Source organism: Bradyrhizobium sp. 6(2017) (assembly GCF_011058295.2).
GTDB lineage: Bacteria > Pseudomonadota > Alphaproteobacteria > Rhizobiales > Xanthobacteraceae > Bradyrhizobium > Bradyrhizobium septentrionale.
In genome coordinates, this window is sequence record NZ_CP049289.2 from 6,745,442 (window position 1) to 6,759,054 (window position 13,613).

Sequence of the window (13,613 nt, forward strand, 5' to 3'; positions counted from 1 at the left end):
CGACTACTTACCGTCCGACTGACCTGAGCTTGGGATTTGAGCGCGGTGGTGTTTCCACATTCCGTAAGGCGCAAAAATATTACGTACCAACACCCAACCAATCATCCACATGATCGCCACCCAGTGCGGCACCGTCACTAATGCCTTTGCCCAAAGCGGCGCCAACATTCCAGCAAGCCATACAAGTGCACCCATAAGAGCTTTACGCCAACCAAGATTGGCCAAGACATAGGCTCGATAGGCTCGCAAATACTCTCCAAAATCCCGCATACGTTGGTCCTAGCATACGATTATCCGCGGCGCGGGTGCGGACATTCAGTAGTGCTGAGAGAATGTCTGCTCGGTCCATAAGCGGTTCTTACTGCGACGTTCGCTTCCGTGGTTCCGCCACATTCCGTGCGGTGATGTGTGCGCCAGAGCAACACGCAGCCTTTGTTACGGGCTATTGATTTCCGAGTTGGCCAACGTAATAGCCGAGACGTGCTTCCACATCGCCCGGCTTGTGGAAGCCAAGCTCCATCAACTTGCCAATTCTTGCCTGCGTAGCCGGACGCTGCAAGGAAGAGACGAATGCGGTCCATTCTGGCCGGATTTCTGCGTCTGAAGGCAAGCTCGCAATGTCGACCAATCGCTTCGTATCAGCGATTGCCTGTTTGTCGAACGACGCAATCCTCATTGCAAGCGCATCGACAAATCCGTCGAGCTCGGAATCTGGCAGCGAACGATTCACGTAACCGTAGAGCTGTGCAAGATCGCCATCGATATCGTCGGCACCCAGCAACACTTCCAAAGCTCGGCCACGACCCATCAGACGCGGCAATCTCGCCATCGGGCCGCCGCCTGGCACCAGTCCGGCGCCAACTTCCCATTGCGAAAGAATTGCCTTTTCTCGACTCGCGAACCGCAAGTCGCTGGCCAAAGCAAGTTCGCTGCCCACTCCAGTTGCTCGCCCGCGAATTGACGCGATCGAGACAACCGGAGCGCGGCTCAGGCGCGCCAGCATATCGGGCAGAGGCTGCAGGCCGGTCGCGCCCAAGGGCAGACTCGTTGTTTCCTCGAGCTTCGCCAGGAAATCATAGTGGGTCAGAAAAAACCCTTCGATCGCGCTGTCAAAGACCACCACCTTCACACGCTCATCGGTTTCGATCGACTTGATGATCGTCTCCAATTTTGGGATCTCAATCGGACCGAAAATATTCAGGGGCGGAAGATCAAACGTCACTCGCCAGTAAGACGGCGAACTGCGCTCAAGTCTGATCTGCCGAATGCTTGTGGACTTGCTCATTTGAACACCTTGAAACGAGGATGAGCGCTATAGAGGAAGCTGCGCGGCCTCAGAGCCCTCACCGATGCGCGATTTGCAAAGGCGGTGATCGCGTTGACTGCCGGAACCGAAATATTGGCGTTTAGGTTCATGCTGGTGACCCAATACGGGCTTCGGCTTGCAGGCCCGTCGAAAGCTCTCCGGTCAGAAACTGCGCCCGACCAGCGCCGAATGACCAATCTTCATCGGCATTCGTTACAAAATTCACGATGACATCGTCCGGGGAAATTCCACAGCGCGTGGCAAGTCTTTCAACCAGTAAGCGATAGAAATTTTCCTTCATTTCGCGGCTTCGCGGGCGGCTGGTGACTTGAAGCAGGAGCACGTGGTCAGACCGGACAAATCCCAAACCGGTGTCTTCAACGACTATGCGAGACCGCTTGTGCTCGTGTACAACCTGGTAGCGATCGTGCTTCGGCACCTTGAGGGTCTCGAGCAGGACCTCATGGGTCGCATCGAGAATCTTCCTGATTTCCGATTCAGAACGGCCCTCGACAAGATCAAAACGCAGGAGCGGCATGGCGGGCCTTTCTCGTTTGAGGACGATTGATCTTAGTATGCGGTACCAGCCGAACCGTCGGCGGGAACGCCGCGAACGGCTTCCAGTCGATGTCTTCCGGCAGGATTGATCTGAAAGCGGCTTCACCTGGCTGGTGGGTGAGTACCATCGCAATTCTCCTGAGCGTGCTGGTCGATCGTTGCTGAGGCCACCGCCGCGAGCATGCCTGCCCAATCAAGTAGCCTTCAGCGCAACAGATTGGTCCGCGCCACGTCGATCAATTCGGTGCCACGCCCGCTGATGACGGCGTGCATGGCCCAAAGACCGAAGCCCCTCACCTGCTCCAGTTTGATGCTCGGAGGCATGGCTAACTCTTGAGTATTCGTCACCACGTCGAGCAGCGCCGGTCCGTCATGTGCGAAAACGTCCTTGATGGCGTCCTCCAGTTCATCGGGGTCCTCAACGCGCCGGGCATGAACGCCGATGGCCCGGGCCATCGCCGCAAAATCTGGATTGGTCAGAGAGGATTCCGATCTCCAGAAACCCGCTGGCCTTCATTTCCAGTGCGACAAACCCCAATACGTGATTGTCGAACACGACGATTTTGACAGGCAGCTTTTGCTGCACCAGGGTCAGGAAGTCGCCCATCAACATGGCGAAACCGCCGTCTCCCGACAGGCTGATGACCTGCCGCCCCGGAAAAGCGGCCTGCGCGCCGATCGCCTGCGGCATCGCATTGGCCATCGAGCCGTGTGCGAGTGATCCGATCATCCGGCGGCGGCCGTTCATCTTCAAATAGCGCGCCGCCCAAATGGTCGGTGTGCCCACATCGAAGGTGAATACCGCATCATCGGCGGCGTGTTCGTCGATCAGCCTGGCGACGTATTGCGGGTGGATCGGCCTGCGGCCGGGCTTTCCAGTCGCGAGTTCGTCGAGGCCTGCGCGTGCCTCGCGATAATTGGCAAGCCCGTCATCGAGGTGGGACCGGTCGGTCTTGGTCTTTAGCTTGGGCAACAGCGCACCAATTGTCGCGGCCACATCGCCGACGACACCCTGGTCCAGCCGCGTGCGTCGTCCCAGATTCTCCGGACGAATGTCGATTTGCGCGATCTTTGAATTGGTCGGGTAGAATTGCCGGTACGGAAAATCAGTACCCAGCATTAACAGCGTGTCGCAATCCAGCATGGCGTGATAGCCGGAGCTGAAGCCGATCAAACCAGTCATGCCGACGTCGAAGGGATTATCGTATTCGACATATTCCTTGCCGCCCAAGGCATGCACGATCGGCGATTTCAGCGTATCAGCCAGTCTTAGCAACATCTCGTGCGCACCGGCGCAGCCTCGCCCGCACAGCAGCGTTATCCGCTTGCTTTCATTAAGCAGTGCGGCTAACGCGTCGAGATCGTCCGCCGCCGGAATCACGACCGGCTGACGAATCGCGATCGAGCTACCGGAGGAGACCGGTGCAGACAACGACTGCAGCGCCACGTCACCGGGAATCACGACGACGGCCACGCCGCGATGACCAACCGCCGCCCGGATTGCCGACTCCATGACAGAGGGAAGCTGTTCCGGATGCGAGACGAGTTCGCAGTAATGGCTGCACTCACGGAACAGCGATTCGGGATGTGTCTCCTGGAAATAGCCGCGGCCGATTTCCACGCTCGGAATATGCGCCGCAATCGCCAACACTGGCACTCGCGAGCGATGACAATCAAAAAGGCCGTTGATCAGGTGCAGATTGCCGGGGCCACAGCTGCCGGCACAGACGGCGAGATCGCCGGTCAGATGCGCTTCCGCGCCGGCGGCGAATGCGGCGGCTTCCTCATGCCTGGTATGGATCCAATCGATATCGCCACGACGGCGCAACGATTCCGTGATTCCGTTGAGACTATCGCCCGCGACGCCATAGATACGGCGGACGCCGACCGAATGGAGCATTTGCGTGATAACGTCAGCCGCTTTCATGGTCTTCTCCAGGAATGAAGAACTATTGGTTGCTTGACGGGCGAGCATCGCGGGAGCGTCAGGCGGTTTTCTCCGATAATGTCCCTGCCCTCGCCGGGATTGTCACGGGATCGATCGGGGCGACGGGTGTACCGCGAGCCTCGATTGCCTTGCCCGCGAGCAAACACAGATCTTCCCGGAAGTGACCGGCGACGATTTCTACGCCGACCGGGGTGGAGCCTATCAAGTTGGTCGAGACGGTCAGGCTTGGCAGCCCCATGGCCGGCAGCCCTCTCTGCACGAGCTGCGCCTTCCAAACGCGCCAGAAGCCTGCCTCGCCCTCAAGGTCGAGCCCGTCGGGAAACGGCAGTTCAGCCGAAACCGGCAGCAACAGCACCGGGTGCTCGGCGAGGAACAGCCGCCATTCGCGCGTCACGGTGGCGCGCTGCAGAAGCGCGCCGGCGACCAAATCGCCGCCAAATGTCGCGGCCCTGGTGCGAAATGCCGAGACAACCGCGAGCGCACCGGGATCGCCATCACGCGCGGCGGCCTCCGACAGTTCCGCAAAGCCGTTGCCGAGCCACAAACGCTCCTGCACGCCGGCAGCCTCGTCTAACGAAGGGACATCCTCGATTTCTCCAACCTGCCATCCGGCATCGGCAAGCCTTCGTCCGGCGTCGAGTACAGCGGCTTCGACCTCCTTGACGATCGGCAAGCCACCAGGACGCAGGCACATCGCTGCGCGAAGCGCCGCCGCGGGGCCTTGCAGCGGCGCCGGCACCCACCAGGGGTCGCGAGGATCGGGAGCCGACATTGCTGCGAGCGCAACGCGAAGATCCTCGACCGTGCGGCCGATCGGCCCGGTCGAGGACATCAGTTGCGGGCCGATGGCCCGCTCCGGAGAGGACGCGTTATAGGCCGGAACCCGCCCGAGAGTCGGCCGCAGCCCGTGGACTCCACAGGCATAGGCCGGATAGCGCAGCGAACCGCCGGTATCGGTACCCACGGCCAGATGGCCGATCCCGGCGGTCACGGCTGCGGCCCCGCCCCCGGTCGAGCCGCCTGGTGTGAGCGCGCGATTGCGCGGATTGCTGGTGTGCCCATGGACCAGATTGCCCGTGAACCAGCGCAACGCAAAGGTCGGTGCGTTGCTGCGGCCGAGCAGCACCGCGCCGGCGCGTACCAGATTGTCGACGGCAGGGCTGTTGGTTTTCGCGATCAGGTCCTTTTGCAGACGTGTGCCGTTGGTGGTGGCGAATCCCGCCTGATCGATGTTGACCTTCACCGTCACGGGAACGCCGGCCAGGGCGCCCGGGTCCTCGCCACGGGCCACCATTTGATCGATTCGGTCGGCCTGTTGCAGCACCAGATCCGGCCGGTGGGCGACGACGGCATTGATCTTCGGGTTGACGGCATCGAGCCGTTGCAGCGCAGCCTCTGAAGCCTCACGGGCGGAGACCTTGCGCGTACGCACGAGCTGGGCCAATTCGGTCGCCGGGAGACGCCAGAGTTCGGTCATGATCTTTCCAATCCTTGAATGAAACCGCCTCTGCGCCGGTTGCGTCGGCCCGCAGCCTGTCGCGAACTAGCGGTCACAGCGTTCGATTGCTCACTTCAATGCGATGGCTTCGATTTCGATCAGGCTTCCATTGTTCAGTCCGGACACCGGCACCAGCGACCGGGTTGGACGATGGTCGCCAAAGGCGTCCGCGTAGATCTTGTTGAACACAGGCTGGCGTTCCGCACCGACGATGAAAGCGGTCACCTTGAGAATGCGCTCGGGTGTGGAGCCGGCGGCCCGGACGATGGCGAACACGTTCGCAAGAGCCTGCCGGACCTGCGGTTCGAATCCCTTGTCTTGGAGGCCGGTCCCGTCCGGCCGGATCGGAAGCTGACCGGACACGAACACAAGTCCCGCACCAGCCAGCCCCTGGACATACGGGCCGGTCGGTGACGGCGCATCTTTCGTCGATACAATTGTCCCTGCCCGGTCTTTCATGTTCAAAACTCCAGCCCTGACGATCAGATGTCGGCTACGTCGATGATTGCTTCGACAAAAGCTTGTGGAGCTTCCTGGGGCAGATTGTGCCCGATGCCGCCCTTGATGATCCGGTTGGCGTATTTGCCGCCGAATTTCTTGCGATAGGGCGTATCGTCAGGATAATGCGCAGCGCCATTCGCATCGCCTTCGAGAGTAATCGTCGGCACGGTGATAACCGGACCTGCGGCAAGCTTCTTTTCCAGATCGTCATATTTGGACTCGCCTTCAGCCAGGCCCAGCCGATAGCGATAATTGTGAATCACGATGGCCACGTAGTCCGGGTTGTTGAACGAAGCTGCGGTGCGATCGAAGGTGGCATCATCAAAGACCCATTTGGGCGATGCGATCTGCCAAATCAGCTTCCCGAAATCGTGCCGGTATTTGTCATAGCCGAGCACACCGCGTTCGGTGGCGAAGTAATATTGGTACCACCACTGGTACTCGGCCTTTGGCGGCAACGGCATCTTGTTGGACTCGGGGGTGGAGAGCAGGTAACCGCTGACGGAGACAAGCGCTTTGCAGCGCTCCGGCCAGAGCGACGCGATCGCGTCGGCCGTCCGCGCGCCCCAATCGAAGCCGGCGAGGATCGCCTTGTCGATGTTGAGCGCATCCATCAGAGCGATGGTATCAACGGCAACCACCGACGGTTGGCCATTCCGGAACGCTGTGTCCGAAAGGAAGCGCGTCGTGCCACAGCCGCGTACATACGGAATGATCACCCGGTAACCCTCCGACGCCAGCAACGGCGCGACATCGACAAAACTGTGAATGTCGTAGGGCCAGCCGTGAAGGAGAATGACGACAGGGCCATCGCTAGGGCCGGCCTCGCCGTATCCAATACTGAGCAGGCCGGCATCGATCTGCTTCACTGATGCAAACGACGTATTGGTGCCAGGCTTGATCGCGCGCATGCCTGCCAATCTCGTCTTGCTTGGTTGCGCTTCGGCGGAACCATTCAAGAGGAGCTGGGTGGCCGCCGCGGTGACGACTGCCGTGCCCAGAAAGCTCCGGCGATGCTGGTTGATCTCTTGGGATTTTTTTGTCGTGTCCATCGGTGCATCTCCAACTGAGAACCGACTTGAACTTGTGTGACCTCTGAGCGCGGTGCCATCCAACCTTCGGAAGGCACTCGTCACACCAATGTATGAGACGCAAGCAGTATCGGATCGGAGATCCGCACGGGACCAGGTGAGCGCTTCCAGCGAACCGCTGACGATCAGATTTTCAGGGCTCTTTCGAGACAGACGATCAAAGTATCTTCTTTGAACGGCTTTATCAGCAGGCAGACAGCCCCACTGGCTGAGGCCGTGGCTTCCAGCCCCGGCTCTGAGTGCCCGGTGATCATGATGACCGGCACCGTCGAACCGCGAGCGGTGAGTTGCTGAATGAGGTCAAGCCCGCTTATCCCGGGCATGCTAAGGTCGGTGATGATGCAGTCGCATGCCCCCTCCCCGCCCCTATCGATAAATTCTACGGCCGACGCGAAACTCTGAGCTTCATATCCCAGCGAAAGAAGCAATTCGACGAGCGCGGTCCGGAACGATTCGTCATCATCAATGACGGATATTGTGAAATCTCCTGACACGCATCATCCTTTGTCCGGATTAAATCCCGGGCCGGGTTGGTCAAGCCAAGAACGCTAACGTTCCCATGGGATGGTGATTCAAAACATTATACGCCAGTGTTATATCGGTCCCCTTTGCCACGCGTTCGGTTTTATCCTGTCGAGGACGTCACTTCGCAAGAGGCCTTCAGTTTCCTTGCCCGTGCGGCGAGCTCGGGCCTGCGCGCGTCGCGATCTCATTTACTGATAACTGCGATCGTATTCCCAGATATCTCTCCTCGGATTCGATAGCTGGCTAACAGCATGCGGAGAAACACACGTCAGCTGTGGCCTTATCATCGCGTCCAGTTCGCGCGCCACGAGTTCGACAACGTTTAGCCATTGCTTGCTGTCCCAGGCGTACTAAATTACGAGCATCCAGCCGGCTTGCCGGTAGCGGGCACTTGGCGCCGCTGGTTTGACAGATTCCCATTCCAAAGCAATCTCCGTACAGCCGACCTCACCTTCCGGCGGCTCGGTGGAGCAATTAGATGTTGACGTCCACTCTTCCATCACGGCTCAAATGGCCCGTGATCATGGACTATGGGATCGCGTGTGTGACGCCGGCCCTGATCGTTGTGTTGGAGGTTTTGTTCAGCCGGCTCTGGGGCATCGATCCACCGGCCTCAGTGTTCTTCCTTTGCGGGATCATGATTGTCGCGTGGATATCCGGCCCCGGCCCAGCTCTGTTCGCCACAGCGCTGACCGTTTTGGCTTTCGATTATTTCCTGATACAGCCGATCTATTCATTCGCCTTTGAGTCCAAGGAATTCCCGCGGCTCGTGCTGCTTACCATCGCGTCACTGTTTGTGGTGTCGTTGAGTGCAGTACAGGGCCGGGCGACAGCTTCGCTGCGACGGATGCGCGACGAACAGCAGCAGACGGTCCGGGAATTGCGAAAGCTCAACGAGTCGCTGCACGTGGAGAATACCGAGCGCAGGCGAGCGGAAGAGAACGTGCGGAGGACCGAACAAGAACTTCGGTTAATCGTTGACAACATTCCGGTACTGGCCGCGCGCTACCGGCCCGATGGAATGATGGATTTTCGAAATAAAACCTGGCGAGACTACACGGGACTTTCGCGAGACAATCTCGAGGGCCACCGTTGGGGGTCCGCGCTCCATCCAGATGACCTCGCAATGGTAGAGCGCGAGTGGCGCTCACATATTGCTACGGGCGGGCCGTTCGAGCTGGAACAACGCCTGCGGAGAGCTGACGGAGAGTACCGATGGCACCGGGTCCGCCGCGTACCGCTGCACGACGACAGCGGCAATGTCATCAAATGGTATGCCGTCGCATTCGACATCGAAGATCGAAGACTGGCTGAAGAGGCTCAGCGACGCAGCGAGGCGGCCCTGTCCGAGGCAAGGCGCGAGCTTCAGCTGACGATCGATTCAATCCCGGTCATGGTTTCCACTTTCGATCCGGATGGCACGCGCAGTTTCGTCAATCAACCATGGCAGAATTATACCGGCCATACGCAACGAGAAGCGACGGGCAAAGGACTGAATACCTCTATCTACTATCATCCGGACGATGTCGAACGATTCGATAACGCGTGGCGCGTTGCACAGGCAAAGGGCGAGACGCTGTCCGTGGATGTGCGCACACGCCGGGCTGATGGCGCCTATCGGTGGTATAACATGCGACGCGCGCCATTGCGCGACGAGCGGGGAAACATTGTCAAATGGTATTCGGTCGGTATTGACGTCGACGATCAGAAGGTCGCCGAGAACGCCCTGCAACGCAGCGAGGCCAATTTGGCCGAAGCGCAGAAGCTCAGTCTCACCGGCAGTTTTTCCTGGGATCTCGCCAACGACGACATCTTCTGGTCGGACGAGACTTACCAGATCATGGGCTTCGATCGGAGCGTCAAACCCTCGCTCGACCTGATCATGCAGCGCGTCCATCCAGATGATCGCGCGCGCGAAACCGATCGTGCGGTACTGGGCGCGCAGAACCACGACGATTTCGAACTGCGGCTGCTGATGCCGGATGGACAAATCAAGCACCTCCATGTCCGTGCGCATCGCGTGAAGTACGCATCGGGCAAGGAGGAAATCGTCGGCGCCTTGATGGACATTACGGAGAGCAGGAAGTCGCAGGCCGCACTGGACGCCGCTCAGACCGCGCTGGCTCACGCCTGCCGGGTGGCGACGCTCGGAGAAATAAGCGCCTCGATCGCGCACGAGGTGAACCAACCGCTCGCCGCGATCGTGGCCAACGGCCAGGCCTGCCTGCGCTTTCTTCGCCGCGAAACACCCGACCTGAATAAACTGCGCGGCGCCATCGAATGGATCGTCAAGGATGGCAAACGGGCGGACGAAGTAATACGGCGCGTCCGCGGACTCCTGAAAAAGGCGGATAGCCAGCGGGCCCTGCTTAACGTCAATGACATCATCTGCGAGGTCACCGCTCTATTGCAGCGGGAGCTGTCCGCACAGCACGCGACACTGCGGCTAGAACTCGCGAGTGCTGTGCCGCTGATTGTCGGAGATCGGGTCCAGCTCCAGCAAGTGATCATCAATCTGGTCGTAAACGGTGTTGACGCGATGCAGGCAGTCACGGACCGGTCGCATGAATTGCTCATCCGTTCGTATGAGGATGAAGCTCATCAGATCGTGGTCGCGGTGAGGGATAGCGGTGTCGGAATTCCGGCGGAGACGGCGAATCGCCTCTTTGATACCTTCTTCAGCACCAAACCTAGTGGGCTAGGGATAGGGCTTTCGATCTGCCGCTCGATCGTCGAGGATCATGGCGGTCGACTGTGGGCAACGAACAATACAGGGGAACCGGGCGCCACGTTCCAGTTCGCCCTGCCCTCGCCTCAGGGGCAGGCGCCCTGAGCTGGCACGTGCAAATCGGATCATTAATGTGAGACTTCGCATTCGATGCAGATGTCATTGGGCGATTGGCGGTGTCTATCGATGATCTCGATCGTTTTGGCTACTTGTTGATCAGACTGGATGGTTGGCTATGGAAAGGGATCCCGAACAAATCGTTTTCGTCGTCGACGATGACGAGTCTATGCGGGCGGCGCTGACGTACTTGTTTCAATCCATGAGCCTTCATGTCGAAGTATTCAGCAGGGCCACCGCATTCCTCGAGAGCGAGCTTCCGAGCGTTGCCAGTTGTCTTGTGCTCGACATCAGGCTACCGGGCGTGAACGGACTGGAGTTTCAGGACGTCCTGGCCAAGGCCGGCATTCACATTCCAATCGTCTTCATGACCGGGCACGGCGACATTCCGATGTCGGTGAGGGCGATGAAGGCTGGAGCTGTCGACTTCCTGCCCAAGCCGTTTCATGACCAGGACATGCTGGATGCCGTGATGCGCGCGCTCGATCAGGACCGCAAGTGGCGCGACGAAGAGAAGACTGTTTCCCAGCTTCGGCACCTCCTTGAATCATTAACCCGACGCGAACGGGAAGTCCTGCCGTTTGTCATTTCCGGCCTGATGAACAAGCAGATTGCTCACCGTCTGGAGATCAGCGAGATTACCGTGAAAATCCACCGCGGGCAGGTGATGAAAAAAATGGAGGCCCGATCGGTCGCAGACTTGGTGAGAATGGCTGCAATGCTTGGAATCAAACGAGCAACCTAGCAAGAATGACATGTGAAGTGAGGACGATTAAGCACTCATGAGCCCGAGAACCAGTTGTAACCTTGGTCCTCCCAAAAGCCGCCCGGATAGATATTCGCCACCTCGATCGCCTGCAGGTTCTTGGCGCTCTTGAAGCCGAGCTTGGTCGGAATACGCAATCGTACCGGTGCACCCCATTCCGGCGTCAACGGAGCGTCTTTGAAGTCGATGGCCAGGATAGTTTGCGGATGTAGTGCGCTTGCCATGTCAAGGCTCGTCGAGTAGCCGTCACAGCACTTGAGCGCAACATAGTGCGCCCGCAGATCCGCACCTATGCGGCGAAGAAACACATGCAACGGCACCCCGCTCCATTGACCAATCTGGCTCCATCCTTCGATGCAGATGTGCCGTGTGATCTGGCTTTCCTGCGGCAGTGCCATCAGGTTCTGAAGGGTCCATGGCGTTTTCTCGGAGACCAGGCCGGACACGTCGAGGCGCCACTGCACAGGCGCGGTGCGGACCTGCCATTCCGGATAGTAAGCATTGAAGCGGAAGGGCTCGGTGATCGCGCTCGCCGGATAGGTCTCAGCCAGCCGGCTGGGATTAAACAGAGCCGCCTGCACCCGGTCGTCGAACTCCAGCATCGTTGAAAGAGCCGCGTCGATGCCCGAATGACTGGAAAGGTCGCAGCCTGTCATGAGTGCCAGGGCTCCCAAGGAAAGTCCGCCTTTAAGAAGGCGGCGGCGGCTGAGCTGCGCCAGTTCCGGCGCGATGTCGCTGGCACGCACGGCAGCGCGTTTTCGGCTCATCGCACGCTTCCTCGCGGCGCATTGTTCAGCTCGGACCGAACCGGAGCGAGCATCGAAACAAGCGTGCGCGGGAACAGTATGACGAGCGCCAGGTGTATGATGAGAAAGCCGACGATCAGAACCATCATGGTCAAGTGAATTGTGCGCGCTACGGGGTAACCGCCGAACAGGCCGGTAAGCCAGCCGAGCTGTACGGGCTTCCAGATCGAGAGTCCGGTAACGACCGCCAGACAAATCACGATGATCACTCCCATGTAGAGCAGGCGCTGCACGCCGTTGTAAGAGCCGAGCTGGTGGCCAAGCCGAAATTGAAGCGCATCGTCCAGATCGCGGAGTATGATCTTTGGCCTAGGGGGTAGAATGTCACGACGGAAGTGGCCAGAGAAGATCCCGTAAGCGAGATAGGCGAGCCCATCGGCGAAAAGCACCCACATGGCGCTCAGATGCCAGGCAATGCCGCCGCCCAGCCAACCACCAAGCGTCATCCACCGCGGAAAAGTGAACGGCAGGAGCGGCGACGCGTTGTAGATCTGCCACCCACTCAAGATCATGCAGATGACCGCGGTAGCGCCGATCCAGTGCATGATTCGAACTGGCAACGAATGAGTAAGGTGGTTGCGCCCGCGGTCCATCTCTGTTCTCTCCACTGACCACCGTTCGGGAGCGCATCTGCGGAACTTGTTTCACGGCGCCCCGGGGATTCTTAAGGGTGCTCCCTTCAAATCGGAGGCTCCCTTGCTACAAGAAGCTGAGACCTGCAAAAACCGCGGCGGCGCTTAGGTGACCGTCCTGCCGGACGGCATTGATGAAGACGACCGTGCCCACGGTCACATCGGACTTGCCGCCGGGTACGACAGTTACGACAGGCGCGGTCGGCGGCACGATGACGATCTGCTTCCCGCCGTTGTACGTCACAATTACCAGTTTTGCGCCGCCGGAAGCGCTGGCGCTCGAAACGGTGCCGTTCGTCATGGTGCTCGTTGCTGTCCCAGCACCGGCCGCTGGCGTCGCCGCCGCGACAGTACCGTTCGTCATCGCGCTGGCCGTTGTGGCGCCACCCGAAAGCGTCGTATCCGGAATCGGGTCCCAGTCAAAGTGACCCTCGGCCGCGCCTTTCATCGCCGGAGGAAACAGCAACACTCCAAGCGCCACAAGCTTGTCGCCGATCGACTTCGTGGCGACCCCGATGTAGCCGCCCGGATCGATACGATCGAGGTTTGATTTCACCACCGTAAGGTAACTCGTCTTGGGAGTCAGATCGAGCGTCTCATCCGTTCCGCTCGTCGTGTGAACGACGAGCATGGTATCGCTGACCGCTTTGACGGTGCCGCGTACACGCTCAGGCGCCGGCGCCGCATAGGCCGCCGTGGAACCTCCAAGGACACTGGCAGCAATGACAAGTGCGAGAAGGCGAGGCATGATGAGACTCCGTTCGCTTTGACCGATGTTTGCACAGAACGTTCCGCGCTTTCCGCCGGGCCGTGTTGGCTGTCGGCGACTTATGCGACGCGAGTAAAGGCGAACCTATCGAACGATGGTGTCATCGAAACCATACCTTTAGATGGCTTCGAGAAGGATACGCGACCCAAGTTTACTCATTGGATGCTTGGCAAGGTTGCGCCACCGGTAGAGATTCGAGAGCGAAGCTTGCGCGCACGGCTTGTCGGTGGGTTGCCACACGTCCGTCGCGGGAAGACGCCGCGGTAGCGCCACTCTGACTAACCCGAGAGTATAGTATCGATGACAACATCGTTCGATGGATTCGCAATCACGCCTATCGTTTCTGTTGGTGCAGGTGATCTGGTAAG

The 13,613-nt window shown here is 59.3% G+C and carries 13 protein-coding genes and 1 pseudogene; 2 read left to right on the plus strand and 12 right to left on the minus strand.

Going from position 1 to position 13,613, the window contains the following annotated elements:
* Positions 1-3: 3 nt before the first annotated feature.
* From G6P99_RS31915 to G6P99_RS31955, 9 genes and pseudogenes are all read right to left on the minus strand, one after another.
* Positions 4-270, minus strand: a complete 267-nt coding sequence (locus G6P99_RS31915) for a hypothetical protein (protein WP_165124735.1) — start codon at positions 268-270, stop codon at positions 4-6.
* Between the two features lie 172 nt (positions 271-442).
* Positions 443-1,285, minus strand: coding sequence for an enoyl-CoA hydratase/isomerase family protein (locus G6P99_RS31920; RefSeq protein WP_165124738.1), 843 nt, complete (start codon positions 1,283-1,285; stop codon positions 443-445).
* A 127-nt stretch (positions 1,286-1,412) separates the two neighbouring features.
* The gene (locus G6P99_RS31925) at positions 1,413-1,844 is read right to left on the minus strand and encodes a tautomerase family protein (protein WP_165124741.1); all 432 of its coding nucleotides are present in this window, start codon (positions 1,842-1,844) and stop codon (positions 1,413-1,415) included.
* Positions 1,825-1,992, minus strand: a complete 168-nt coding sequence (locus tag G6P99_RS31930; RefSeq protein ID WP_165124744.1) for a hypothetical protein — start codon at positions 1,990-1,992, stop codon at positions 1,825-1,827. Before G6P99_RS31930 ends, G6P99_RS31925 begins: the two co-directional genes overlap by 20 nt.
* Before the next feature lie 76 nt (positions 1,993-2,068).
* Positions 2,069-3,791, minus strand: a pseudogene (gene poxB, locus G6P99_RS31935) (ubiquinone-dependent pyruvate dehydrogenase).
* A gap of 58 nt (positions 3,792-3,849) precedes the next feature.
* Positions 3,850-5,289, minus strand: coding sequence for an amidase family protein (locus G6P99_RS31940; protein WP_165124747.1), 1,440 nt, complete (start codon positions 5,287-5,289; stop codon positions 3,850-3,852).
* Positions 5,290-5,379: 90 nt separating this feature from the next.
* Positions 5,380-5,769 (minus strand): RidA family protein, encoded by a 390-nt coding sequence (locus G6P99_RS31945; RefSeq protein WP_165124750.1) that lies wholly within the window; start codon positions 5,767-5,769, stop codon positions 5,380-5,382.
* Between the two features lie 23 nt (positions 5,770-5,792).
* Positions 5,793-6,863, minus strand: coding sequence for an alpha/beta fold hydrolase (locus tag G6P99_RS31950; RefSeq protein WP_165124753.1), 1,071 nt, complete (start codon positions 6,861-6,863; stop codon positions 5,793-5,795).
* A 164-nt stretch (positions 6,864-7,027) separates the two neighbouring features.
* Complete coding sequence (locus G6P99_RS31955; protein ID WP_165124756.1) at positions 7,028-7,396, minus strand: response regulator transcription factor; 369 nt, start codon at positions 7,394-7,396, stop codon at positions 7,028-7,030.
* Positions 7,397-7,905: 509 nt separating this feature from the next.
* Here G6P99_RS31955 and G6P99_RS31960 point away from each other — a divergent pair.
* Together G6P99_RS31960 and G6P99_RS31965 are read left to right on the plus strand one after the other, a co-directional pair.
* Complete coding sequence (locus G6P99_RS31960; RefSeq protein ID WP_165124759.1) at positions 7,906-10,260, plus strand: PAS domain-containing protein; 2,355 nt, start codon at positions 7,906-7,908, stop codon at positions 10,258-10,260.
* 130 nt (positions 10,261-10,390) lie between these two features.
* Positions 10,391-11,017 (plus strand): response regulator transcription factor, encoded by a 627-nt coding sequence (locus G6P99_RS31965; protein ID WP_165124762.1) that lies wholly within the window; start codon positions 10,391-10,393, stop codon positions 11,015-11,017.
* A 35-nt stretch (positions 11,018-11,052) separates the two neighbouring features.
* On the opposite strand, the gene G6P99_RS31970 is transcribed toward G6P99_RS31965, so the two are convergent.
* From G6P99_RS31970 to G6P99_RS31980, 3 genes are all read right to left on the minus strand, one after another.
* Entirely contained in the window at positions 11,053-11,805 is a 753-nt protein-coding gene (locus G6P99_RS31970) for a molybdopterin-dependent oxidoreductase (RefSeq protein ID WP_165124765.1), read from the minus strand.
* Positions 11,802-12,437 (minus strand): cytochrome b/b6 domain-containing protein, encoded by a 636-nt coding sequence (locus G6P99_RS31975; protein ID WP_165124768.1) that lies wholly within the window; start codon positions 12,435-12,437, stop codon positions 11,802-11,804. The genes G6P99_RS31970 and G6P99_RS31975 overlap by 4 nt, the downstream gene beginning before the upstream one ends.
* A gap of 106 nt (positions 12,438-12,543) precedes the next feature.
* Positions 12,544-13,224 (minus strand): hypothetical protein, encoded by a 681-nt coding sequence (locus G6P99_RS31980; RefSeq protein ID WP_165124771.1) that lies wholly within the window; start codon positions 13,222-13,224, stop codon positions 12,544-12,546.
* Positions 13,225-13,613: the final 389 nt, after the last annotated feature.

Excerpts from the sequence above, each read along its gene's own strand:
- G6P99_RS31950 (WP_165124753.1), bottom strand. The coding sequence starts at position 6,863 with ATGGACACGACAAAAAAATCCCAAGAGATCAACCAGCATCGCCGGAGC.
- G6P99_RS31970 (WP_165124765.1), bottom strand. The coding sequence starts at position 11,805 with ATGAGCCGAAAACGCGCTGCCGTGCGTGCCAGCGACATCGCGCCGGAA.
- G6P99_RS31960 (WP_165124759.1), top strand. The coding sequence starts at position 7,906 with ATGTTGACGTCCACTCTTCCATCACGGCTCAAATGGCCCGTGATCATG.
- G6P99_RS31925 (WP_165124741.1), bottom strand. The coding sequence starts at position 1,844 with ATGCCGCTCCTGCGTTTTGATCTTGTCGAGGGCCGTTCTGAATCGGAA.
- G6P99_RS31945 (WP_165124750.1), bottom strand. The coding sequence starts at position 5,769 with ATGAAAGACCGGGCAGGGACAATTGTATCGACGAAAGATGCGCCGTCA.
- G6P99_RS31940 (WP_165124747.1), bottom strand. The coding sequence starts at position 5,289 with ATGACCGAACTCTGGCGTCTCCCGGCGACCGAATTGGCCCAGCTCGTG.
- G6P99_RS31965 (WP_165124762.1), top strand. The coding sequence starts at position 10,391 with ATGGAAAGGGATCCCGAACAAATCGTTTTCGTCGTCGACGATGACGAG.
- G6P99_RS31915 (WP_165124735.1), bottom strand. The coding sequence starts at position 270 with ATGCGGGATTTTGGAGAGTATTTGCGAGCCTATCGAGCCTATGTCTTG.
- G6P99_RS31975 (WP_165124768.1), bottom strand. The coding sequence starts at position 12,437 with ATGGACCGCGGGCGCAACCACCTTACTCATTCGTTGCCAGTTCGAATC.
- G6P99_RS31920 (WP_165124738.1), bottom strand. The coding sequence starts at position 1,285 with ATGAGCAAGTCCACAAGCATTCGGCAGATCAGACTTGAGCGCAGTTCG.
- G6P99_RS31980 (WP_165124771.1), bottom strand. The coding sequence starts at position 13,224 with ATGCCTCGCCTTCTCGCACTTGTCATTGCTGCCAGTGTCCTTGGAGGT.
- G6P99_RS31930 (WP_165124744.1), bottom strand. The coding sequence starts at position 1,992 with ATGGTACTCACCCACCAGCCAGGTGAAGCCGCTTTCAGATCAATCCTG.